Here is a 21926-nt window from a genome sequence, read left to right as displayed (position 1 = left end):
GCTCAACCTTCACATCGATGAGAAGGCAAGTCCGGCAACGGGAGGCATGGTCATGCGCATCTCCGACGTCGCGGCTCACACCGGCATCGCTCCCCGGTTGCTGCGCTACTACGAGGAGCAAGGCCTGCTCGAACCCGTGCGAGACGCCTCCGGATACCGGGACTACAGCGACCAGGACGTCGGTGTCGCGCGCCGCATCCGGCAGCTCCTCGATGCGGGCCTGAGCACGCAGACCATTCGAGCGGTCCTGCCGTGCCTGATCGAACGAGCGGGCCAGCTCACACCGATCTGCTCCGAGACGATCGCCGAGCTGAGACGAGAGCAGGAACGCATCGAGGCCACCATCACCACCCTCGCCACTTCCCGCGACGCCATCGCCCGGGTCATCAAGGCCGCAAACACCTGAGCCGGGGTCAGGTCATCAGGGTTCGCAGGCGATCAGTGATTCCTTGGGACAACCGATGCCGTCCTTCCTCATTGTCCAGGTAGTGAAGAACTCGTAGCCCTTGGAGATCAAAGGGCACGTCAGCCATCGACTGGGTGATGAGAATGGTCCTGCGCCCGACGGAGTGGGCGATGCCGGTCTCGTAGAAGACGTTGGGGTTCTTCCCGGTCAGGTCAGCCAGGACGAAGCGAGAACGCCAGATGAGGCTCAGCACGTCATCCAGGACATGGTCCGTGTCCGTCCCCAGAAGTCATCGGCACGAAGGCAACGCATCCCTGCCGCCTCGGCGGCCTGCGGAGTAGAGGTCTCATGAGACAGGCCTGAGGTTCCCGGTGATCTCGGGCCAGTGATGCTTGGTTGCATTCCCGGAAGCTGGCACGCAGCAGATGGATCAGACAGGTCTGGACCCTCGCCTGGTCAAACCACTTTGCCGAAGGACTTGGCAGATCCCTGAGTCCGACGCAGACGACGACAAGCACATCCTGGACGCCGCGGTTCCTCAACTCGGCCGGGCACACGAACCAGAACTTCACTGACTCCCCATCACCGTCACCGGTCCCAGATCCCCACGATGCTCCTTGTGGCCTTCAAGTCTGAAGGGAAGCGCTGGGTCACAGCCCGTTGCCTGGCTGGCCCCATCGCCCACACGCTGCTGCTCGTGGAGGTTGTCTCGGTCATCATCACTGCTTCAGCTCGAACCGGGGATGGGGCCATTCACACCGCTTCCAGGACAGGTCCCGGTGAGCCACCAACCGGCTCGCCGGGGCTGCCTGACGGGGACCATCACGGCCTGGTCCAGCGGCGGGGTCGAGGTCGAGCTCGATTGGCGCACCTTGACCCTGCACGGACTCCGTGAAGGGAGCTGCCCGGAGTATGGGCAGCAGCTCATGAGTGCCTGGACTCACGGCCGGGAAGCCGGGGCAGCAGTGATGCACAACGGGACAGCATGGCTGTGGGTCGAAACCGCCGACGACCGGTGGCAGTTCGCCAACCCCTGGGCCGCGCGATTCGGAGTCGGCTCAGCCACCCAGGCCGAAGGACCACACATGGGACTCCTCAGCGACGAATCCGCAGCACCCAAACCCGAATTCCGCCCCAAGACCTGGGAGGCCTCCACGAACGGGGCTGGTGATGAGTGTGATGTTCAGGGTGGGCCTCTCGACGAGGTCGCTGTCACGGAGGGCGCTTGGCCGATCCCTCCGGAGCGCCCAGGGCCCCGGAGCCACAGGAGTGTGGTCGAGAGTGTGTGGGCTTGGCCGCCGGTGGAGCTGGAGATGAGTTACCCGCCACTGTTGTGGTGCCCAAGACTGAGGCGGAACTGGTGACCCATGTCCGCCCATCCACCTGCAGACAGGGCACCCGATGACGACCCTGGTGGCCGTAGCGACAATGACGACGCTGAACGGCTCAACCGACGAGTCGTCGATACGCGGCTCGGGCTTTCATGGCATGAATGATCTCGACCTCGCCGTCATCCCAGAGCGGGACGACGATCTTCAGGAGGCGACTTGCTGTGTCCAACCCGATCCGAAGTTCCCGTTGCGGACTCTCATCATCGAGCGGCCCGCCAGCCAGGGTTGAGCGTGCAGCGGGGACGGCGTCCTCATCGCTGACACCGTGCTTGCGTGCTGACGGTGAGACGATCACGCACGGACCCATTCACGCACAGCGGTACGGATCGCCGTTGACCGGTCGAGTCCTTCACGCTCCGCACGTTCCATCAGCTCGCTCAGCTCTTCATCAGAGAATCGGGTCGGCACCACCCGAGATGCTTTGCCCGCACGAGGGGGACGCCCCCAGCGTCGCTGCAACTCGTCGACGTCGTATCCCGTTTCCGCCTCATCCGCCCAGGCCTGCACCTGCGCATCCGAGATCTCACGGCCTTGAATCATCCGTTTACCCATACCAACAACTGTATTACGTAATACGTGAGGAGGTAAGCTTCACCCGGAGGAGATCGTGCCAGAAACGACCGACAACGAACCACCCCAGCAACGCCCTTCACCGACGACCAGGTCGATCGAGTCGCGGCGAGCACCAGCAGCGTGAACATGCCCTCGACAGCTGGTGGAGTCCACCGAAACCTGCCATCCCACCTTGCCACGAGCCCGCGCAGCAGCTCATGGGGCATCTTCGATCCTCTCCTGCGCCCCGAGGACCTGCCAAGTGGTGAACAGCGCGTGGATTCGTCCCCACGGCCTGTACCGGTGGGGAGCATCCCGCCATGGGCACCCCACCCTGACCCGGTGACGGATCCCGTCAATCAGGTCACGCAACGGCCACTTGCGTGGCCGTCCCCGTGCTGGAGGGGCTGGCGGGACCAGTTGGAGGGGTTCCCACTGAGCATCAGTGAGGTCATGACGGCCGGCGGCATCCACGATGGGCACGAGGACTCCCTGGGAAGTAGGAGTGACTGGACACCCAATCCGTCCACCCCGGGAGCCCTCCTCCAGTCAGGACCAACACGCCAGCAGTCACACTCCCACCCGGCAACACTTTCGAAACACGACCTAGTCTGAGCGCGAAGCTTGGTGCTGTGAAGTCAACAGGCACATCTGGTTGGCAAACCCGCAGTGGTCTTCTCGGAAGCTGCGGTTGCATCGGTGAGGGTGCGTGCGTGGTGCTGCTGTGCGAGGAGCACGAGGGCGTCCAGGAGGGGGCGCCTGAGGATGCTGCCGAGGACGACGCCACGGATCATGGTGTCGAGGTTCTCTGCGCCACCGACCGCCTGGACGTCGATGCGCCCGATGTCGTCTGCTGTTCGTGCGTAGTCATCGAGGCGATCGGTGAGCATGGTGAGTTCTTCGGCCTGCAGCTCTGCCACTGCTCTGATGGCTGCCGCATGTGCGGGTGAGCCGGGTTGGCACTGCCAACCGCGCGCCTCGATCACTTGTGTCAGCAGCTTCGACGCAGCCGTGTCCGCGGGGTCCGTCTCCACTTCTCCAACGAGTGCATCTTGTGTCACGGCCATCGCGTCGAGCATGGACGACTCGCTGCTGACTGCCTGCACGACCTCGCGGATCTTGCCCAAGGGAAGTCCGGCGACTTTCGCCAGTGCCCGGATGAGTCGGAGGCGTTCCAGGTGTGATGCATCGTAGGCGGCCTGGTTCACGCTGGTGCGTCGTCCGGGCTGTAGCAACCCTTCGCGTAGGTAGTACTTGATCGTCGGCACGGTCAGCCCTGAGCGTCGAGCCAGCTCCGCCATCCGCATCTCTGTCATCTGCGCCTCCCGCCATCGTGCTTGTGCCCTCAGATGGATAAGGCTACTATCTACTAGTAGATAGTAAATCTATCCATTAGGAGATGGCGATGGCGCGGATAGCTGTCCTGGGGGCCACCGGGTACCTCGGTGGTCATGCGGTGACCCGCCTGCACGCTGATGGGCACGAGGTGCGTGCAGTGGTGCGTTCCCCGAAACGGGCGAGTCTGCCGGAGGGAGTCGAGGTTGTTCGTGGTGATGTCACTGAGTCAGCGACGTTGCCAGCCTCACTCGCTGAGGTGGATGGTGTGCTGCTCGCGCTGAACGGCGGCGGCGACCCCGTGCGAGCAGTACAGGTCGAGGAGCGCGGGGTCGTGAACGTCGCTGCTGCTGCCGAAGCTGCGGGTGTTGGCCGCATCCTGCTCCTTTCAGGAATGTTCGCCCAGCCTGCGTATGCGACCCATCCGTGGGAGCAGGCCGAGGTGCGCGGCGAGCAGTTGTTGCTGGAGAGCCCGGTTCCCGCGACGGTGTTCCGAGTAGGGTTCATCAATGAGACGCTCGCCAAGTTCGTGCGCGGCGGGCGTCCGGTGCTGATCGGCCGTCAACCACACCCGATTCGACCGATCGCTGTTGACGACATCATGGCTGCCGCGTCGAGAGCCATTGGGATGCCCAGGACCGCGAACCGCGTCTACGACGTTGCAGGGGAGCAGGCCATGACTCTGAGAGAGGCGGCTGCGGCCTACGCTGGTGCGATCACCGGAAAGTTGGTTGCCCCGAGGGGAGTGCGTGTGATGCCGCTCTGGTTCATGGGGGCTGTGAACCGCCTGTTCCTGAAAGGCGAGATGACCAGGCCGCTCGGCATCCTCGCCAGCATGAATCGTCATGGCGACGTCACCGCCACCACCGACTGTTTCCGCGACTTCGGCATCCCGCCGACCCCGTTCGCCCAGTGGATCGCGCAGCAGCGTGCCATTGCATCCGAGGGGTCATCATGAACTGGCTGGAGATCGCGGCCATTCTCGTCATCGGCTTTGTCGGGTCTGCGGAGTTCGGTTCCGCCGCCTTGGTGCACCCGGTCATCCGCAAACTTTCTCCAGACGACCAACTCGTCTTCGAGAAAGGTCTGCTGAAGACGTTCGGGCGGATCATGCCGGTCGGCATGACGGCCGCCACCATGCTCGCGATCGGCGTCGCCATCGCGACGCCCTCGGAGTGGCTCATTGCGGCGGCTGTCAGCCTTGGGGCTGCGCTCGTGGTCACGATCATCGGCAACGTGCCGATCAACCTGCGCACCGGTCGCATCGACCAGGGTGCCGCACCGCCTGGTTTCATCGCGATGCGACGTCGCTGGGATGTCTTTCAGCTCATCCGAGGATCGCTCCAGCTCGTCGGCTTCATCCTCGTCGCCATTGGCATTGTCGGCGAATGACGTTGCTTCACTGTATATATGCTGGTGAAACAACCTTTGAGAGGTGTTCCCATGCGTGTCGTCATCCGCTCGGCTGTCGCTGATGATCTGCTCAGGATCATCGAGGTGGAGCGGGCCGCGGACGCCATGTTCACCACCGTCGGGTTGTCCGTGGTCGTGGATGCGCCCCAGACCACGGCTGAGGATCATGCCCCAGCCCAGGAGGCTGGGCGACTCCTGGTCGCCTGTGCGGAGGAGTACGGCGTGGTTGGCTTCATCCGTGTCGATCTGGTCGATGGGCAGGCCCACCTGGAGCAGGTGAGCGTGCATCCTGCCGCAGCAGGTCACGGCATCGGTGCCCAGCTCATGGCGGCGGCTGAGGAATGGGCCGTGGATCACGGGCTCACACGGGTGACCCTGTGCACCTATCGCGATGTCCCATGGAATGCTCCGTACTATCAGCGACTCGGCTGGGAGGTGCTACCCGACGATGCACTGGGTCCTGAGCTCAACGCGTTACGCCGTCATGAACGTGAACTGGGACTGGAGGCCCAACCACGATTGGCGATGGTGAAGGGCCTCAGCAGAGGCTGCCGTCCGGCTTCTCCCGACCGGCTGCCCGATACCGCGACGGGGACACCCTGAAGGTTGCCTTGAAGTGTCTGGCCGCGTGGCCACGACTGTGCCATCCGACCCGCTCCATCGCCTCGGTGATGGAAAGGTCGGTTTCCAGCAGCAGCCTGGCCAACCGGTGCGCACGGAGGTTCATCAGGAAACGCATCGGGCTGAGGTCGAACCTGCGGGTGAACACCCGGCCGAGCTGTGAGACCGAGAGATGGACCAGACCCGCGAGTTCCTCCAGCCGCCAGTCGTGTTCGGGGCTCTCGGTCAGCAACAGCGCGGCTCGTTCAGCGGGGGAGAGGGTCATCGTCGCCTCCTGTCACCGCCTCGTGTGCGAGGTGAAGGTGGTGATGACCCCGTCGTCTTGAACAGATCCACCCAGGTGTTCGGGGGCATGGTCCGTGGCAGGGCCGAGGCATCGATGCCGTGCCTGCTGAGCCAGGTCCGGGCTGCCCGGGGTGTCCCCAAGGAGGTGGCCCGGGCCAGGATCTCGGTCAGACCGTTTCCCGGCCCGGTGTAGACGCGGTGCACCAGGGCCTGGAACCGACGCCGCTGATCCATCGACAGCAGTGGATCCTCGCGACGGTGGATGGTGAGGATCCCGCCGTCCACGCCGGGGCGAGGTGTGAAGGCCCGGGCTGGGACGCGACCGTGCAGGGTGAAGCTGAACCACGGGGACCACTGTGCGGTCATCATGGTGGCCCCGCCCACACCGGCCCTGCGGCGGGCCACCTCCCACTGGGTCAGCAGGACGGCGTCGGTCCACGTCGTGGAGTGCAGGAGGTGTCTCAGCATCGCGGTGGTCTGGTGGAAGGGCAGGTTCCCCACCACCACGTGAGGGTGGTTCGGTGGCTGGTGGGTGAGAAAATCCGCCGTCACCACCGCCACGTGTGAGGGCAGGCGACGGCGCAGGCGCCGAGCCAGGTGGGCATCGATCTCGACAGCCGTCACAGGGCGGCCGAGTCGCGACATCGGTCGTGTGAGTGCGCCGTCGCCCGGCCCGATCTCGACGATGGGACCACGGGTCGTCGCGACGAGGTCAATGATGGTGGCGATGACGGTTGGATCGGTGAGGAAGTTCTGGCCGTACTCGTGACGGCCGTGCTGAAAGGTGGGCACTGCTTGCTCCGTGATGGTCGTGGAGCCGGGCACGCTGAAGGAGCCGCCCGGCGGGAGGGCCGGGGCGGGAGCAGCGTCGGGGTGCTCCCGCGGTCAGCGGCTGCGCAGACGCAGCAAAGCAGTGCAGATGACCAACATGGACCTCAGCATAGGGACTTCGCCGCAGGAAGGACCAGCAGGAAGCGGCTGTGGAACAGAAGATGCGCAGATCGGTATCGGGACCAACCCGAGCAGGCGCTCACAGGAGATCCCCGTAGTCACCCTCCAGCCATCCGGCCAGCCCCATGCAGGCACCGTCACCGTCGCGCAGGGACTCGGTGTGCAGCACCTGCCCGGTCTCGGAATCCACCAGTTGGCCCACGAGATCCACCTCGAAGTCGATCCCACCCGATTCATCGCCTGGCGAGCCGACGACGCCCTCGACCAGCATCATGAGCGAATGGAGGGTGTCATCGACGGCCTTGCAGGCCGCTGCTCGGGTCTCGTCACCGAGATCGTCGGGCAGATCGTCGATCACGCGCTGCCGGACCTCGGTCATCAGCAGGAGCCCGGTCCTGTGCTGCATCCACAGACTTCGCTCACGTGGGTCCTCGGGAACGGTGAACCCTGTTCGGGTCCGGGGCTGACTCATCGGGAGACGTCCATGATCTCAGGTGCGACGGCAGCCAGCCGCTTCGCAGCCGCCACGACGGCTGCACGGCGCTGCCGATGTTCCTGCTCGGAGGGTGGACCGCAGAGCATCCGGGCCACCTGTGGCACTGTCGCCCACCAGCCGGCGATGGAGAGGATGAACAGGGTCAGGTGCTCGGCGCTGATCTGCGAGGTGATCGTTCCCGCTTCCTGGCCCGCTGCGACAGCTGCAGTCTTCTCCTCGTAGCGCTTTCGGCGGTTCTCCTCATCGACCACGTCGTCGTCGAGGGACAGGGCTTCCCAGCGCAGCAGCCGGATCAGCTCGGGATGCTCCAGGTGGTAGTCGTAGACCCGGCCTGCGTAGTCGCCGATGTCATCGATGCTGGACGAGGTGATGGGAACAGCCTGGGCCACCATTGACATCTCGTCGTGCAGCACGACGGCGAACAGTTCCTTCTTCCCTCCGAAGTAGTTGTAGACCCGCTCCTTGTTCACCCCGGCCAGCCGTGCGATCCGCTCGATGGTCGTGCCGTGCAAACCGTGCTGGGCGAACTCCGTGGTGGCAGCTTGCTTGATCCTGCGTCTGGTCTTCTCGGTGTCCCAGGCCACGATCCCTCCGTCCCCAACGCTTCCGTTGCTTTTGGGGGTGAATGGTACTACGTTAACTCCAACGCTACCGTTGGAAAGGATTCTTGATGCCCCACTCCTCTCCCGCTGATGCGCCCGCGACCCGAGGGGCCGTGGCGCTGTTGGTCGCGACTGCGTTGGCGGTGCTCACCCAGCTCTACGCAGCCATCCCGTTGTTCGGCCCGGTGAGTCGTTCCCTTGGTGGGGATGCCACGTTCGCGCTGGCGACGAGCTTCAGCCTCACCTATGCCATCGGTTTCCTGATCTGGGGGCCGATCTCCGACCGTTACGGCCGCAAAGGCGTCCTGGTGGTGGCGGTCGGCATTTTGAGCCTGACCACCTTGTTGTGCTCCTTTGCCACGTCACTGCCCGTGCTGGCCATACTGCGCGCAGGACAAGGGCTGGCGGCGGCTGGTTTCGCGCCGGTCGCCCTGGCCTACCTGACGGAGCGTGTCGCCCCCTCATGGCGCGCCGCTGCCATCGGGGCGATGTCCACCGCATTCCTCGTGGCCGGAATCCTCGGACAGGTGGTTGCCTCAATGATCGCGATCCGTCTCGGGTGGGCCTGGTTCTTCGTCATCTTCGCCGTGGTGCTGATGGTGGACTCCGCTCTGCTGCTCGTGCTGCTCACGAAGACGACAAGACGCAGTGACGTGCCGTCGTTGGGCCTGCAGTTCACAGCCCTGGGTCGATTGATGATCCGGCCCGGCATTCTGCTGCTCAGTGGTGCGCATGTCACATTGCTGCTGTCGTTCGTCGCCCTGTACACCGCGCTGGGAAGGCAGCTGGTGAGTCTTGGGCAGGAGGCATCGTCGGTGCTGTTGATCCGGTTGGCTGCGTTGCCCGCGATGTTTCTGTGTCTTGTGGCAGCTCCCTTGATCGGGAGAATCGGTGCGATGCGCGTGGCGCAACTGGGCTTTGGGTTGTCCGCACTTGGACTGCTGGTCGCGTCGTTGTCGGCGACCACTCTGCCGGTGGTCACAGTGGCCAGCATCGGCTTCGTCTCAGGGGTGGCCTTGGCGGTGCCGTCAATGATCTCGCTGTATTCGACGACCTCTGCTCCGAACCAAGGAAGTGGGATGGCGATCAATGGTTTCATGCTCTTCACAGGGGCCAGCCTGGGACCGATTCTGGCGAACGGCGTTGAGAGCTTCTCGGCGCTCATGCTCGTGCTTGTCGGGCTGCTGGGCCTGGCTGAACTGTGTCTCGTGATTCTGGCTGGAATCCGTTCAGCTGCTGGGGCGTAACAGGGTCCTCAGGTCCCTGAAGTAGTTCTGACTGCCCCACATGCCCAGGTCACCGATGACGTAGATGCGACGTCTGGCGCGGCTGACCGCCACGTTGATGAGGTTGGGGGTGTCGGACCACATCGCGGGACCTCCCGGTTTGTCAGGGTCCCCGCCCAGGATGAGGAAGACCACGTCAGCTTCTCGACCTTGTGCGGTGTGTATGGTCCCGGCCTTGAGGCCAGGATGGTCGAATCTGAGATCCTCCAGGATGTCGGCCACCGCACGGAACGGGGAGATGGCGAAGATCTCCTTCAAGGGAACCTGGTGGCTCCTGAGGTGGTCGAGCCCACGGCGCAGTTCCTCGATCTGATTCTGCTGCAGGTGGGTGCCTCGGGTCTCGGAGGGGACATGAATCCACTGGCTGGGGGTGATCCGTGGGGCTGAAACGTTGTCGAACAGATCAGGCTTCGTTGGATCGTCGAGCACCCGGTGGACGCCGCTGACCATGAGGTCGTTGTAAGCGATCCGGTTGCAGAAGGAGAACATCGGGTCATCGCAGCGACGGTGCACCCTGAGCGGTGCGCTCACCCACACTGAATCCTCGCCCTGATCCAGTAGGGTGCCGTGTCGGGTGACCCGGTCGGCCAAGGTCTGGACGGAGGCGCGCGGGGGAAGCCACGTGCTGCCCACGGTGTACGTGACCGCGATGTTGCGCATGGCCTTCTCCGGGATGGTCACCACAGGCTTCAACTGCAGTGGATCCCCGACGGCGATGGTTCGGCGTGCTCGCCAGATGAGGCCGACAGCGTGCTGTGGCATCGCCTGGCCGGCTTCGTCGATGAGCAGCCATCCGATGGCTTCTGGGCCGAGGTCACCGAACATGCGACTGGCCGAGGCGAAGGTTGTGGAGACTGTGGGAACCACGAGGAAGAACAGTTGCCATGCGGCGAGGACCTTTTCCGGTTCGAGGTTGGCCGGGATACGCCCAGCCACGATCTCGCAGGCAGCCCGTAGACCGTGCAGCATGGTGCTGGCGGCATTGGCGAGGAAATCCTCATGCAGTTGCAACGCGGCGATGAACAGATCTGAGCGCGCACGATCCAGCTCAGCATCGAGCCACGGTGCATGGAGTTCCCGCTGTCTCCCTTGCCAAGCGGGTCCCGGATATGCCTTGCCGAAGCGTTGGGCATCTTGGTGACACAGGGAGAGCAGCTGGTGGTGAGCTGCAGCGATACTTGCCAGTTCGGTCTCGGTTACCGTGACCTCTGCCTGCGCGGTCACAGCGGCTTGGCGTAGCCGTTCTCCCTCGGCGTGAGCCTGCTGAAGTGCCTGCTCGGTGTGCTCCAGGTGAGCATCCAGTGCTTCCAGTTGGCGACGCCACCGCCGGATGGCCTTGCCGAGAGTGAAGAAGATCTCCAGGAACCCGGGTCTGGTCTCAAGGTGGCGGTTTCGTCGTTCCAGTGCTCGGGTGCTGTCGGCCTTCGTCCGTCGCTCATCAAAGATGTGCCCAGCTGCCATCGAGTGAGCCTGCTCAGCCCGCTGCCTTTGTGGCTGCAGCCGGTTCTGGAGGTCACGTTGTTGGTGGAGCAGGCCACGGAGGGATGCCAGTCTGTGCTCGGCCTGGCTCCGCTGCTCCAGAAGGGAGTCCACCCGTTCCTCGGCTGCCCTGAATGCCTTCCTTGCCTCACGCCACGGAGTGTGAGGGTCTGCGCCGTCCCGCCACATCTTGAGACGCTCCTGCATCCGGGGAACGGAGGGGCGGGTGTTCTTGGAGGTTGGCTTGTCCTTGGTGTCCGTATCGCCGAACCAGAAGTTGGAGCGGAAATCGGTACGGTTGCTCCTGCGGCCCAGTTTGGCGGCGATCAGAGCCCAGGCACCGGTGGGCTTCGCATAGAGGATCTCCGAGGCGATCTCCTTGAAGTACCCGACGTTGCCCCGCCACGGAGCAGCGATGGCGCTCTCTGCGGGAATCTCGGCCGTCACGTTCTCGACAGCGGCGTTGTTCGACGAAGCCACCACCATCTCGAACCCGGTCAACTCAGGGATCAGGCGGGGCACTGTCCGGCGATTGCCGTCACCGTCACTCCAACGAAACTCACCCGTGAAGGCGTCGGAAGGTCTGGTCAGCTCAGCCAGACGGCGGGCGCGTTCCACGATGTTACCCGCGAGGATGTCCCGCAGCATCGTGGTTTTCCCTGTGCCGGGCGGGCCGTTGACTCCCATGACTCCGCCCTGCACGGCCAGGTCGTGCAGGGCACGGTTGACCGCGAACTGTTGGCTGAGAGCCAGGCCGTGCTCAGGTTTGGCGGGCCAGCGTCCCTTGGGAATCCGCTTCACCCGGGTGCCGTCCTCGACCGCCTCGGCATGGGCGATGACATCGATCCTCTGATGCACGTCCAGCGCGGTGTCGTCAGTGAGATAGTCCCGCAGCAGGTGCGAAATTTCCGCGAGCGACTTCTCGTCGAACCCGTGCGAGATCATCGAGGAAGAAGCTGTTGAGGAAGTCGACTTCCGGGGGAGTGCTGCCCTCCTTGGGCTTGGGAAACGCCCGGCTGTCGATGATGATCCCCTCCTGAGCGAGCCCAGCAAGGTCATTGATCCCGGCACAGGAGTGGGCTATGCGTAGCAGTTGCAGCAGGGATTCAGATGTGTGAGGGACGGCTTCCTCGGCCAGATGAGCGTCTCGACGTGTTCCCTCGAAGGTGTCGATGACTTCGCCGAAACGTTCCTGGGCCAGCTCGAAACCCTCCATCCACGTAGGATCGGATGTCCCCAGGTGATGGGCTCGCCCTGTTGCCCACAGGGCGGATGAAAGGACGGGGGATCCAGTGAGCAGACGGCCGTTGGCGTCGATGAGCAGTGCTGCGCAGGCGCTCTCGCCCTGGGGTTGCTTCTCATTGGCCTCCGGGTCCTCCCCGAAGACACGGCCGAGGATGTCGAAAGTGGCCTTGAGTTCGTAGGTTCCCAGGTACACCGTGTGAAGCCACACCCGTTCGGTCTGCCCTTTGGGGCGCGGTGGCGGTAGTTGATCCCAAGGGAGAGGGATTTCAGAGCGCCACGCAATGACCTGATGGTCCTCGGGGCGAGTGGTGTGTGGGGTCACCGTCGGGAGCTTCTGGCGGCTGAACAGCTCGAGCATCCACCAGAAGCGAAGGATGTCGCTGCGGTCGCTCACCCCGGGAACCTGCCTCATGCCATCATCCTGCCTGCTCATGACCTGATCCGCTGGCAATGGTTCGATTTTCAGTCGAGCCCCACCCCGAAGTGGATTCGCTCCTGCTGCGACGTCGGGATGTCGGCTGTCTCCAGCAGAGCGACGATGTGGGCGCGCTGCTCCGGGGTGGGCCAGCGGTACATCCGGCTGGCCCGGTGCAGGACCCAGGAGTCGAGGCCTGACCGCCCCAGAGCTGCGACGCGTGGATCGGCGGCGGCCAGCAGGTGGGCGCGCACCTCGTCCCAGCCGCCACGGCTGGACAGCAACCGCCACAGCCGACGGCGCAGCCGCTCGTCGGCGGACTCCCACCTGTCAGCCACATCCGCCCATCCCCAGCAGGACGACCGTGCCAGGGTGCGGACCACCTGTGAAGCGGTCGGGCCGTCGAGAAGACCCCACAGCGAGGGCAGATCGTCACGCTCCACACCCAGCCGTGCCAGGAACCGCACCCCGAGGCGCTGGAGCCCGGAGGCCCCCCGAGCCCATCAGGACGTGCACCTCCTCCTTGGGGATCGTGTCCCCGCAGTCCAGCAGACCGGCCAGGGCACGCGGGTCCTGGCATACCGTCCAGCGTTCGCGGTACCAGGTTCTTGCATCGACTCCCACGTCCTTCGCCCGGAAAACCGCCATCCGCCGCACCATCGAGGAACGATCGAGCAGCCGCTGCTCGATCTGTGCGACGGACAGTGCGGAGGCCCGGAGGACCTCCAGGGCACGCCGTCGCCCGATGGCCGTCCGCCCACTCAACAGGCTGTGCGCGATCTCCTGTCTCCCGACGGCGACCTCCACCAGCGCCCGGACCAGCAAGAGGTCCTGCTCCCTGCCGAGTTGCTCCAGTGCCGTTGCCGGGTCCATGCCGCAGGTGATCTGCTCTGTGACCGCCCAGCGTCTGGTGCCCGGGTCCGGGTGCTCCAGGAAATCGCGCCACAGAGCATGCCCCAACCGAGGCTCGACGGCACGGGCGTAGTCGTCGAGAGCGGTCGACGACACCACTCGCCCCCGCAGGGCGACAAGCACCGGTACCACCACGTTCAGCTGCGGGGCGAAGGGCCGGGCGAGCAGTGCCTGCCACGCGGCCCTGCGCACCTGCCGCACATGGTCGCCCAACCTCAGGGCCAGCAACCGATCCGATGCGACTCCCGACCGTGAGGACAGCATCTGGACCGCTGCCTCACGACGGTGACCGTCGTGGGTCATGCTCAGCAGCGGCACCTCGTGAGGAGGCAACCGTCGATGGTGAGGCCACGTGAACCGCCGACCCCGTGCCGCGGCATCCACCTCGATCAGGGTCCGAGCCGTCCACGAGAGGATCAGTTGGTCGACATCCCCACCCGCGTTCGTCACCTCGGCCAACTGTTCCACCAGGACTTGGCTGCTGGGCGGGAAGTCACTCATGAGCGGATTCCTATCACAGCAGGCGGTGGGGGAGCGGATCTCCGGGTGTCAGACCCGGGTCCGGCGCACCGGAGGGAATCCTGTCACTCGGGACCGACCTGCCTGCTGCGGTGGTCCTGGAGACACCCTGAACCTGCCCGCAGGTATGGCTCCGCCGTGATCTCCGGCCCGGGATCACGGCTATCGTGCTCCCGTGACTGGAACCACCTTGATCGGTCTTCTGCTGTTGGGAGCCCTCTTCCTCGTCGGATGGGCGACATGGCGACGCATCCGGCAGGAGCCGCGCCGGATCGCGAACGCAGGATGGGTCCTCGCCACCGTGCTGCTCGCCATCCAGGCGATGGCGATGCTCGGTTTCTCGACACCACTGGCGGGTCTGCTCTTCCTGCTCGTCCTGTCCCCGCTGATGGCCATCGGGCTGGCCGGGTTCCTGATCCTCAACGGACTCATCATGCTCCGCAAGGAACGGTTCTCCCTGGCGAACTCCCTGTCCCTGCTGGCAGGCGTCGGGCTCGTCGTCGCCATGGTCTTCTGCGTCGGTGTCGTGATCATCGGTGACCGTCGTGCCTTCCCAGCAGTGGCCCTCACCATGCTCGCCACCGGCTGGGTGGCCCTGATGTTCTTCTGCTTCGTCGGCTACTCCTGGCTCTACCAACGGATCGTGCGGAGGGTCCAGCCGGACTTCATCATGGTGCTGGGTGCCGGGGTCCGTTCCGGGAAGGTCACCCCGCTGCTCGCCGGACGCATCGACCGGGCACTCGGGGTGTGGCGGAGCGAGGTCGAGGCCGGGCGCCGTCCACTGCTGCTGATGAGTGGTGGGCAGGGTCCGGACGAGCCCGTCAGTGAGGCCAGCGCAATGGCGGCCTACGCCGTGGAACAAGGAGTCCCGGAATCGGCCCTGGTGCTGGAGGACCACTCCACGACGACCCGGGAGAACTTCCAGATGTCGACCGATCTGGTCCGGGCCGAACCGCGACTGGGTCCAGGGGCAACCGGGCTCGCGGTCACCAGCAACTACCACGCGATGCGGGCGGCCCTGTTGGCCCGGGACCTGGGGACGAGCATCCAGGTGCTCGGCGCACGGACCGCCTGGTACTACTGGCCGAGTGCCATGCTTCGGGAGTTCGTCGCGGTGGTGCGGAACTCGCCCAAGGCCTACGGTCTGGGGTTGGCCCTGGTGACGGTGCCGTTGACCTTGCTCGTGGCACTGGCGGCCTGGGTGTCCTGACGGAAACCACCCCGGTCCCTGCGCACCGCGACGTCGTCGAGGGTGCGGATGTCGACGAACTCGGCCCGTGTCACCCAGCCGCTGAGACCCCGCCTGGTCCGGGTGAAGGGCACCAGTACCACGGCAGCCACCGCAAGGGCCAGCCACACCATCTCGGGGAACGGGGTCTTCCCCCATGACCACCACAACGACCAGACCAGGCAGGGCAGCGCCACGACGTTGGCACGCAGCAGTCTCAACCAGCGAGGGCCATGACCGCGGACCCCGTGACGGTTGGTCCACATCGGGGTGAGCCACACCGCGGCCTGCCCGAAGGAGGCTCCCAGGTGACTCCATGCGGGAACGACGAACACCATCAGCCAGGCGATGATCTCGGCGGTGGTCTGGAGGGTCAGCACCCGGCTGCTGCCTGGGGCCCACCCGAGCAGGGCGGCGACGATCACCGTCACGATCTGCAGCGTCCCGGCCGTCAGGAGGAAGATCACGACATCGAGGAGCTGTCCGGTCCAGCGGCGGATGGCCGTGACCGGGCGGGGCTCCAACCGCTTCTTCGCCAGGGTGGCGGCATCGGGCATCCACCACAGCACCAGCGGCGCGATGAGTGCACCGAGCAGGGCCCCGCCGGTGTTGGTGATGAGGTCGTCCACATCGGCCAGGCGGTAGGCGCAGGGGTAGATTCCCCACAGTCCGGTGCCCTGGGTGGTCTCGATGGCCAGGCTGACCATGAAACCGGTTCCGACGGTGAGCAGGAAGCCGCGTCTGAGGAACCGACGCATGATGATGCCCCAGGGCACGAAGAGCAGCACGTTGAAGGCCACCTGCAGGAAGGTGAAGCTGCGCATCGTGCTGATGACTGATCCCCGGCTCTCCAGCACGGCCTCGATGTCGCCGATCATGCGGAACGGGGTCAGCTGGGGGGTTCGTGCCCCGGGCGCGCAGTCCAGTGCTTCCGGGTCGGGCAGGGGGAGGAGGGTGTAGGTGATCAGGGCCGCCCCGTACAACGAGACGGCGAGGGAGCCCAGCATCCGGGCCAGGTTCCACGATCCCCACCGGCGGTACTGGAAGACCAGCATCGGCAACCACAGGATGATGAAGGAGGTGCCGCCGAGGAGAACCGCCGTTCGGCCTGACCAGATCCAAGGAGACATGCGGGCGAGTATAGGGGCGGGCCGCACATGGTCGTAGGCTGAGGCGAACGACTCGACGAGAGGTGACACCGTGACCGAGATGCCTCGTTCGCCCTTGGCGACCTGGCCTGCGTACCGTCTCATCAAGGTGGGGGAGCGGGCCATCGCCGAAGCGGAGGCGAGACTGTGGGAGATCGGGATCAAGCCCCGCCACTTCAACGTGCTGGTGACCGTGGCCGAACACCCCACCCTCTCCCAGCGGGAGCTGAGTTCTGTCCTGGGGCTGGACCCCAATGTCATGGTCGGGGTGATCGACGAGCTGGAGACGGCCGGGCTGGCACAGCGGCAACGCAGCACGGTGGACCGCCGGAGGCACGTGGTGGTGGTCACCGAGGCCGGTCGGACGATCCTCGAGCAGGGACTCGCGGCTCTGCGTTCCGGTCAGGAGCGTTTCCTCGAGGTGCTGAGTGCCGCTGAACGTCAGCGGTTGCACGACCTGGTCGGGAAGCTGCTCGAGACCTGAGAGATCATCTCCTCCCAAAGATCATATGTATCCTTGATGATCATGTTTTCGTAGGGTAGTGTCGCAGGCATCCCGTAACCTGCGGAAGGATGCCGATGTCTCGCCCTGCGCGCCACCGCCTGATCCTGTTGGGAGCACTGCTGCTCACGATCTTGGCCGCCACGGGAGTGCCCGCGGCGATGGACCGGATGGTGCTGAGTCGCTTCGAGAGCCCCAGAACCGAGTCCCACACCGTCGAACAGGTCCTGAGCGAGCACCACGGCACCGGGAAGCAACACTTCCTGCTCCTGGTCAGCGCCACCGACGGTGACGTCGACGCGCCCGCCGTGGCCGACGAGGCCACCGCCCTCGCCGAGGAGCTCCGGGCCCTGCCCCAGATCGCCGAGGTCTCCTCCTACTGGGAGGAGGGGAACTCGCCCGCGATGCGGTCCCGCGACGGCAGCCAGGCGCTCATCACGGCGCGACTCGCCGGTGACGTCACCGAAGGGCGCCGTGCCCTGGCCGAGATCTCGCCGACCTTCAGCCGCGACGGTGTCCACCTCACCACCCGGGTGGGCGGTGGGGACGAGATCTTCCGGCAGGCCGCCACCTTGGCCAGGACCGATTTCGTGCGTGCCGAGGCGATCATCCTCCCCCTCGTCCTCGTGCTGCTCGTGGCATTGCGGCGTGGAGTGGTCGGGGCCACACTGACGCTGGCCATGGGAATCTTCTCCGTCGTGACGACGCTCGCACTGCTCGGGGTGGTGGCTCAGTGGGTGGACATCTCCACCTTCGCCGCGAACCTCGTCCTGGTCATGGGGATCGGGCTGGGTGTGGACTACAGCCTGCTGGTCATCGACCGGTTCCAGGAGAGACGCTCCGACGGCGCATCGCCCCGACAGGCAGTGGCCGGTCTCCGAGCAGGAGTGGGTCGCACCGTCGTCTTCAGTGGACTCATCGTCGCGATCAGTCTACTGGGGTTGCTGCTCTTCCCGTTCCCGTTCCTGCAGTCCTTCGCCTACGCAGGGGTGGGAACCGTCGTGACCTCGATGCTCGCGGCCCTGTTCCTGCTCCCAGCGGCGCTGCTGGCCTTCGGCAGGCGGGTCCCGGTTCCTCGCCCGGCGTCCCCTAGGGGGTTCTGGCACCGCACGGCCATGCTCATGATGAGACGCCCCGCGCGATTCGCGCTCCCCGTCCTGGCGCTGCTGCTCCTGCTCGCCTCACCGGTGCTCGGACTTCGGCTGGGCCTGCCCGATGCGAGGGTGCTGCCCCAGGAGGTGAGCAGCCGCCAGGTGCAGGACCAGATCATGGCCAACTTCGACCAGGAACCCATCGACTCACTCCACGTGCTGCCCGTCGATCCTGTCGGGGACGAGGTCGGCGAGGCCTACGCCGTCGCCCTGTCCGAGGTGCCCGGAGTGGGACAGGTCGACTCGCGGACCGGGCGGTTCATCGATGGCGAGCGCGTCGCCGAGGGCAGTCCTCGCCTCGACTGGTTCCAGGTCACCCCGGAGACGGATGACCATGGTTATGCAGCGGTACTGCAAGGGGTCCGGGAGGTGCCCGCTCCCGGACCGGTCACCATCGGGGGCTACCCGGCGGAGCTCGAGGACTTCCAGCAGGCGCTGCTCAGCGCTGTTCCCGGGGTGGTGACCCTCATCCTGGTGGTCACCTGGGTGCTCATCGCCGTGATGACCAGCAGCCTGCTGGTGCCCACCAAGGCTGTGCTGCTCAACGCGCTGAGCATGGCCGTGATGTTCGGGGTGCTGGTGTGGGGCTTCCAGGAGGGCCATCTGGCAGGGCCGCTGGGGTTCACCAGCGACGGCACCCTGGAGGCCACCTTCCCCATCCTCATGTTCTGCATCGCCTTCGGGATGTCCATGGACTACGAGGTCTTCCTCGTGGCACGGATCCGTCAGGAGTGGCAGCGCACCCGGGACATGGAGGCGAGCATCGCCGCAGGGTTGGAACGCAGCGGTCCCGTCGTGACCTCGGCCGCGCTGGTGCTCGCCCTCTCCTTCGCGGTCTACGCCACCTCGTCGGTGATGTACCTCAAGATGCTCGCGGTGGGGGTGGCGACCATCATCGTCGTGGACGCCACCCTCATCCGCATCGTGCTGGTGCCCACCCTCATGAAGCTGGCCGGGGCTGCCAACTGGTGGGCCCCGGCCTGGCTCAGGAGGCCGACTCGCGTGGATCGAGCATGAGCAGCAGCAGCTTGCTGGGCTCGAGTGCCGTCACGGCGTGGGGCAGGCGGGTGCCGAAGTGCATGAGGTCTCCCGGCACCAGCTCCACGGCCTGACCATCGGCCTCGATGAGCAGTCTGCCCTCCAGGGTCTGCAGGGCGACGGGGATGGCAGCGGTGTGCTCGCTCAACTTCTCGCCCTTGTCGAAGGCGAACAGTACGGCGCGGCAGCTCTCCGCCCTCATGACGGTGCGCGACACCGTCGCGGCATCGTTGATCTGGATCAGGGACGCGACGTCCTTGACGACGCTGAGGGTGAGGTTCTCGGTCATGATGTCTCCTGGGTTGGTGGTCAGGCGGGTTTGCGGGCCACGAGGGCGACCCCGCGCATCTGCTCCTCGTAGGTGCGGAAGGTGGCACGCATGCTCAGCACGCGGCGCCGGAGATCAGGGTGGCGGATGAGGTTCCACATCATGCGCAGCACGCCGAGCGGTCCCTCGTCCGCAAGGTTGCGCCGCATCTTCAGCAGTGCCATCGGGGCGGCCTCGGTCCACTCGACGACCAGGCCGTGCTCCTCCAGCAGCGCCCGCCACTGGGCGAGCGTCAGGGGACGGGCGTTGACGTGGATGGCCCTGGCCAGCGCCCGCGAGATCTCGGTTCCCACCTCGGGATCCAGATCATCCGGGGCCAGCCCCAACTCGTGGATCGCGTAGATGCCACCGGGCCTGAGGACGCGCACCGCCTCGGCGACGATCTCGGCCTTGGCCCTGGGACTCTGCATCGTCAACATGGCCTCACCGATCACGACATCGGCGCTGTCCGGGTCGAGCCCCGTCGCCGCTGCATCACCCTGACGGCAGGTGCCCTTGATGCCGGCGACCACCTGCTCGACACGGGCTGCTGCCCGGCTGTCCTGATCGACACCGGTGTAGGAACGGGGACCGGTGGCGACGATCTCGCGTGCGGTGCGCCCGAGACCGGGGGCCAGCTCCACCACGTCCTTGCCGCTCAGCCCGCAGTGCCGAAGCAACTGACGGGTCAGGCCGAGGCCACCCGGCCGCAGCACCTTCTTGCCGGCACGGGCGAGCACCCAGTGGCCCGGTGCGTTCTCCGCTGGTCGGTCGGAGAAGGGAAGTGACTCCTTGTTCATGTCCTCAGGCTAGCGTTGCCTCATCGTCAACGGCTTCCGGGGAGGGGTGTCCCAAATATCCCCGCATCCCCGGCGCCAGGAGGATGTGGAGGCTGGGGAGCACCCAGCCGACGGCCAACACCCACGCACTCGCGCCCAGTCCTCCGGCACCGAGGTGGTCATCATCACGTTCGCCACCGGATGCAGCACACCGGAGCCGATGCCGACGAGGACCATGGCCGTGGCCATGAGCCAGAATGCGCCCGACGGTGTGAAGAGCAGGGCGAAGACGATGCAGCCGGCCAGGGCCGGGTCCTCGGTGCGTTCCAGCACCAGCCAGGGAAGCACGACGGCGATCGCTGCGTTGCCGAAGAGGGAGGCAGCATCGGACACGAGGAGGGCAGGCAACATCAGGAGTCGATTCAGCCTGACAGTGAGTGCGGTGTGACAAGCGAAATCAAGGGGTCAGCAGAGAGGCCACGGCCAACTCCAGTCGGTCCGGGTCCAGTCCGATCGGCAGCCGCAGCCTCTGCCGATGTCCCTCGTGGGGTGAGAAGGCAGGCCCCGGGGCCAGTTTGACACCAGCCCGCCCGGCCCGCTCGGTCAAGGCCAGTGCGTCACTCCCGGTGTCCACCCACAACCCGGAACCACCGGCGATCGTGGTCCAGTTCCACTGCGGCACGTGCGAGTGCAGGATCTGTCCCGTGAGTCTCAGCTGTTCGTTGAGCAGGCCGCGGCGTTCCTCGCGGGCCGCCTCGGCATGTTCCAGCATCCGTACCGCGAGCAGTTGGTCGGTCACCGAGGTGGCCAGGTCCCCGGACTTCCTCAGCTCGGTGAAGGTGCGGATGTGCTCGGGCGTGGCCCTGATCCAGCCGATCCGAAGACCACCCCAGAACAGTTTCGACAGGGTCCAGCAGCTCACGTGCAGCCGAGGATCCACGAGCCCGGCCAACGTGCGGGCGGGGGTGGGGGCGAGTGTCAGGTCCCAGGAGCAGCAGTCCTCGATGACCGGCAGCGAGGCGGTGGTCACTGCCTCGGCCAGTTCGCGCCGTCGGCTCCTGCTCAACGTGACCCCGGTCGGGTTGTGGATGCTGGTCTGGCAGTGCAGGGCGTGGGGACGACGACGCAGGGCCCGGGTCACCATCTCGACCTCGATCCCACAGTCGTCGACGGGAATGCCCTCGACCCGGACCTGGTGGGTGGACATGGCCTCGAGCGCACCACGGTACGTCGGGTCCTCGCAGAGCACGAGATCACCCGGGCTGAGCAGCCCCCGGATCGCCAGGTGCGTGGCGTGCTGGGCACCGTTGGTGACCAGGATCTCATCCGGGGCCGTCGCGATGCCCGATGAGCTCAGGTGGTGAGCGATGGCCTGCCTGAGCATGGGGATGCCGGCCGGGAAGTAGCCGTCGGTGTCCAGGTACGGGTCGAGATCACCCCAGCCGTCGGCAAGCACCCGGCGGGCCACCCGTGAGGCGGGAAGTGCTCCGGTGGACAGGTCGATCACGTCCCCGGAGGCATCGGTGAAGGAGAACAGCCGTCCGGAGTCGTGACGGTCCCCGTCCGCCCCGGTGGATCGTACACGGGTGCCGGAGCCCTGGCGGGAGGAGGCGTGGCCCCGCGCGGTCAGCAGATCCAGCGCCGCGGCGACCGTGCCCCGCGAGACGCCGAGCGCGGCCGCCAGCTCCCGCTGCGGGGGCAGCATCGCACCCGCCGGGACGAAGCCTCGGATCACCAGGTCATCGATCGTGGCGGCGAGAGCCGCCGGGAGAGTCGGTGCGGCGTCGGTCCAGGGGCCGAGCATGCGGACCAGCTGGGATGTGGACAGGTGGTGGGAACCCATGGCAGCAGTCTCCCGGGTCCGC

General features: G+C 65.9%; 26 protein-coding genes and 1 pseudogene. 9 read left to right on the top strand and 18 right to left on the bottom strand.

Annotated elements, in window-relative coordinates:
• Positions 1-52: 52 nt before the first annotated feature.
• Positions 53-406 carry a MerR family transcriptional regulator gene (locus EII34_RS02555; protein WP_124842540.1) on the top strand — a complete coding sequence of 118 codons (354 nt, stop codon included), beginning with the start codon at positions 53-55 and terminating at the stop codon, positions 404-406.
• Between the two features lie 7 nt (positions 407-413).
• Here EII34_RS02555 and EII34_RS02550 read toward each other — a convergent pair whose 3' ends face one another.
• Together EII34_RS02550 and EII34_RS16750 are read right to left on the bottom strand one after the other, a co-directional pair.
• A complete protein-coding gene (locus tag EII34_RS02550) occupies positions 414-659 on the bottom strand; it encodes a hypothetical protein (RefSeq protein WP_124842538.1) in 246 nt (81 codons plus the stop codon).
• 1 nt (position 660) lies between these two features.
• Positions 661-981: pseudogene (locus tag EII34_RS16750) on the bottom strand (transposase); the annotation flags it as partial.
• 826 nt (positions 982-1807) lie between these two features.
• Here EII34_RS16750 and EII34_RS15860 point away from each other — a divergent pair.
• Positions 1808-2026 (top strand): hypothetical protein, encoded by a 219-nt coding sequence (locus EII34_RS15860; protein WP_185711133.1) that lies wholly within the window; start codon positions 1808-1810, stop codon positions 2024-2026.
• Between the two features lie 62 nt (positions 2027-2088).
• Here the strand turns inward: EII34_RS15860 and EII34_RS02535 are convergent, their stop codons facing one another.
• The 3 genes from EII34_RS02535 to EII34_RS02525 all read right to left on the bottom strand — a co-directional run bounded on the left by EII34_RS02535 (position 2089) and on the right by EII34_RS02525 (position 3650).
• Positions 2089-2349, bottom strand: a complete 261-nt coding sequence (locus tag EII34_RS02535) for a ribbon-helix-helix protein, CopG family (RefSeq protein WP_185711132.1) — start codon at positions 2347-2349, stop codon at positions 2089-2091.
• A gap of 216 nt (positions 2350-2565) precedes the next feature.
• Positions 2566-2823, bottom strand: coding sequence for a transposase (locus tag EII34_RS16745; protein ID WP_395858066.1), 258 nt, complete (start codon positions 2821-2823; stop codon positions 2566-2568).
• A 164-nt stretch (positions 2824-2987) separates the two neighbouring features.
• Entirely contained in the window at positions 2988-3650 is a 663-nt protein-coding gene (locus tag EII34_RS02525; RefSeq protein ID WP_260425029.1) for a MerR family transcriptional regulator, read from the bottom strand.
• Positions 3651-3754: 104 nt separating this feature from the next.
• Here EII34_RS02525 and EII34_RS02520 point away from each other — a divergent pair, with 104 nt between their 5' ends.
• From EII34_RS02520 to EII34_RS02510, 3 genes are read left to right on the top strand one after another with little or no spacing between them, the layout of a single operon-like run.
• Positions 3755-4642 carry an SDR family oxidoreductase gene (locus EII34_RS02520; protein ID WP_124842646.1) on the top strand — a complete coding sequence of 296 codons (888 nt, stop codon included), beginning with the start codon at positions 3755-3757 and terminating at the stop codon, positions 4640-4642.
• The gene (locus EII34_RS02515) at positions 4639-5076 is read left to right on the top strand and encodes an anthrone oxygenase family protein (protein WP_124842530.1); all 438 of its coding nucleotides are present in this window, start codon (positions 4639-4641) and stop codon (positions 5074-5076) included. The genes EII34_RS02520 and EII34_RS02515 overlap by 4 nt, the downstream gene beginning before the upstream one ends.
• Before the next feature lie 51 nt (positions 5077-5127).
• Positions 5128-5700, top strand: coding sequence for a GNAT family N-acetyltransferase (locus tag EII34_RS02510; protein ID WP_124842528.1), 573 nt, complete (start codon positions 5128-5130; stop codon positions 5698-5700).
• Here the strand turns inward: EII34_RS02510 and EII34_RS02505 are convergent.
• The 4 genes from EII34_RS02505 to EII34_RS02490 all read right to left on the bottom strand — a co-directional run bounded on the left by EII34_RS02505 (position 5636) and on the right by EII34_RS02490 (position 8034).
• Positions 5636-5983, bottom strand: coding sequence for a helix-turn-helix transcriptional regulator (locus EII34_RS02505; protein ID WP_124842526.1), 348 nt, complete (start codon positions 5981-5983; stop codon positions 5636-5638). The two genes, EII34_RS02510 and EII34_RS02505, sit on opposite strands and share 65 nt — an antisense overlap.
• Positions 5980-6795, bottom strand: a complete 816-nt coding sequence (gene erm / locus EII34_RS02500; RefSeq protein WP_124842524.1) for a 23S ribosomal RNA methyltransferase Erm — start codon at positions 6793-6795, stop codon at positions 5980-5982. The genes EII34_RS02505 and erm overlap by 4 nt, the downstream gene beginning before the upstream one ends.
• A gap of 238 nt (positions 6796-7033) precedes the next feature.
• Positions 7034-7360, bottom strand: a complete 327-nt coding sequence (locus EII34_RS02495) for a hypothetical protein (protein WP_124842522.1) — start codon at positions 7358-7360, stop codon at positions 7034-7036.
• Between the two features lie 62 nt (positions 7361-7422).
• Positions 7423-8034 (bottom strand): TetR/AcrR family transcriptional regulator, encoded by a 612-nt coding sequence (locus tag EII34_RS02490; RefSeq protein WP_124842520.1) that lies wholly within the window; start codon positions 8032-8034, stop codon positions 7423-7425.
• Between the two features lie 161 nt (positions 8035-8195).
• Between EII34_RS02490 and EII34_RS02485 the strand changes: the two genes are divergently transcribed.
• Positions 8196-9299, top strand: a complete 1104-nt coding sequence (locus EII34_RS02485; protein ID WP_260425028.1) for an MFS transporter — start codon at positions 8196-8198, stop codon at positions 9297-9299.
• Here the strand turns inward: EII34_RS02485 and EII34_RS02480 are convergent.
• Genes EII34_RS02480 through EII34_RS02470 form a run of 4 tightly spaced genes read right to left on the bottom strand, consistent with a single transcriptional unit; the run spans position 9282 to position 13890 of the window.
• Positions 9282-11762, bottom strand: coding sequence for a DEAD/DEAH box helicase (locus EII34_RS02480; protein ID WP_221620165.1), 2481 nt, complete (start codon positions 11760-11762; stop codon positions 9282-9284). The two genes, EII34_RS02485 and EII34_RS02480, sit on opposite strands and share 18 nt — an antisense overlap.
• A complete protein-coding gene (locus EII34_RS16210) occupies positions 11692-12474 on the bottom strand; it encodes a hypothetical protein (protein ID WP_221620164.1) in 783 nt (260 codons plus the stop codon). The genes EII34_RS02480 and EII34_RS16210 overlap by 71 nt, the downstream gene beginning before the upstream one ends.
• 50 nt (positions 12475-12524) lie before the next feature.
• A complete protein-coding gene (locus EII34_RS02475; RefSeq protein WP_124842516.1) occupies positions 12525-12944 on the bottom strand; it encodes a hypothetical protein in 420 nt (139 codons plus the stop codon).
• The gene (locus EII34_RS02470) at positions 12910-13890 is read right to left on the bottom strand and encodes a hypothetical protein (protein ID WP_124842514.1); all 981 of its coding nucleotides are present in this window, start codon (positions 13888-13890) and stop codon (positions 12910-12912) included. Before EII34_RS02470 ends, EII34_RS02475 begins: the two co-directional genes overlap by 35 nt.
• Before the next feature lie 193 nt (positions 13891-14083).
• On the opposite strand from EII34_RS02470, the gene EII34_RS02465 reads away from it, so the two are divergent.
• A complete protein-coding gene (locus EII34_RS02465; RefSeq protein WP_124842512.1) occupies positions 14084-15118 on the top strand; it encodes a YdcF family protein in 1035 nt (344 codons plus the stop codon).
• Here EII34_RS02465 and EII34_RS02460 read toward each other — a convergent pair.
• Positions 15046-16266 (bottom strand): VanZ family protein, encoded by a 1221-nt coding sequence (locus EII34_RS02460; protein ID WP_185711130.1) that lies wholly within the window; start codon positions 16264-16266, stop codon positions 15046-15048. The two genes, EII34_RS02465 and EII34_RS02460, sit on opposite strands and share 73 nt — an antisense overlap.
• A 79-nt stretch (positions 16267-16345) precedes the next feature.
• On the opposite strand from EII34_RS02460, the gene EII34_RS02455 reads away from it, so the two are divergent.
• Complete coding sequence (locus EII34_RS02455; protein WP_124842508.1) at positions 16346-16768, top strand: MarR family winged helix-turn-helix transcriptional regulator; 423 nt, start codon at positions 16346-16348, stop codon at positions 16766-16768.
• A gap of 95 nt (positions 16769-16863) precedes the next feature.
• A complete protein-coding gene (locus EII34_RS02450; RefSeq protein WP_221620163.1) occupies positions 16864-18954 on the top strand; it encodes an MMPL family transporter in 2091 nt (696 codons plus the stop codon).
• On the opposite strand, the gene EII34_RS02445 is transcribed toward EII34_RS02450, so the two are convergent.
• Genes EII34_RS02445 through EII34_RS02430 form a run of 4 tightly spaced genes read right to left on the bottom strand, consistent with a single transcriptional unit; the run spans position 18923 to position 21904 of the window.
• Entirely contained in the window at positions 18923-19264 is a 342-nt protein-coding gene (locus tag EII34_RS02445) for a cupin domain-containing protein (RefSeq protein ID WP_124842504.1), read from the bottom strand. The two genes, EII34_RS02450 and EII34_RS02445, sit on opposite strands and share 32 nt — an antisense overlap.
• 20 nt (positions 19265-19284) lie before the next feature.
• Positions 19285-20082 (bottom strand): class I SAM-dependent methyltransferase, encoded by a 798-nt coding sequence (locus tag EII34_RS02440; protein ID WP_124842502.1) that lies wholly within the window; start codon positions 20080-20082, stop codon positions 19285-19287.
• A 9-nt stretch (positions 20083-20091) separates the two neighbouring features.
• Positions 20092-20469 carry a hypothetical protein gene (locus EII34_RS02435; protein ID WP_124842500.1) on the bottom strand — a complete coding sequence of 126 codons (378 nt, stop codon included), beginning with the start codon at positions 20467-20469 and terminating at the stop codon, positions 20092-20094.
• Positions 20470-20518: 49 nt separating this feature from the next.
• Positions 20519-21904, bottom strand: a complete 1386-nt coding sequence (locus tag EII34_RS02430; protein WP_260425015.1) for an aminotransferase-like domain-containing protein — start codon at positions 21902-21904, stop codon at positions 20519-20521.
• Positions 21905-21926 lie beyond the last annotated feature (22 nt).

The sequence above is a fragment of the Arachnia propionica genome (assembly GCF_003859805.1).
Lineage (GTDB): Bacteria > Actinomycetota > Actinomycetes > Propionibacteriales > Propionibacteriaceae > Arachnia > Arachnia propionica_C.
Note: the sequence above shows the minus strand (reverse complement) of the source record. Positions and strands in the feature narration are given on the sequence as shown.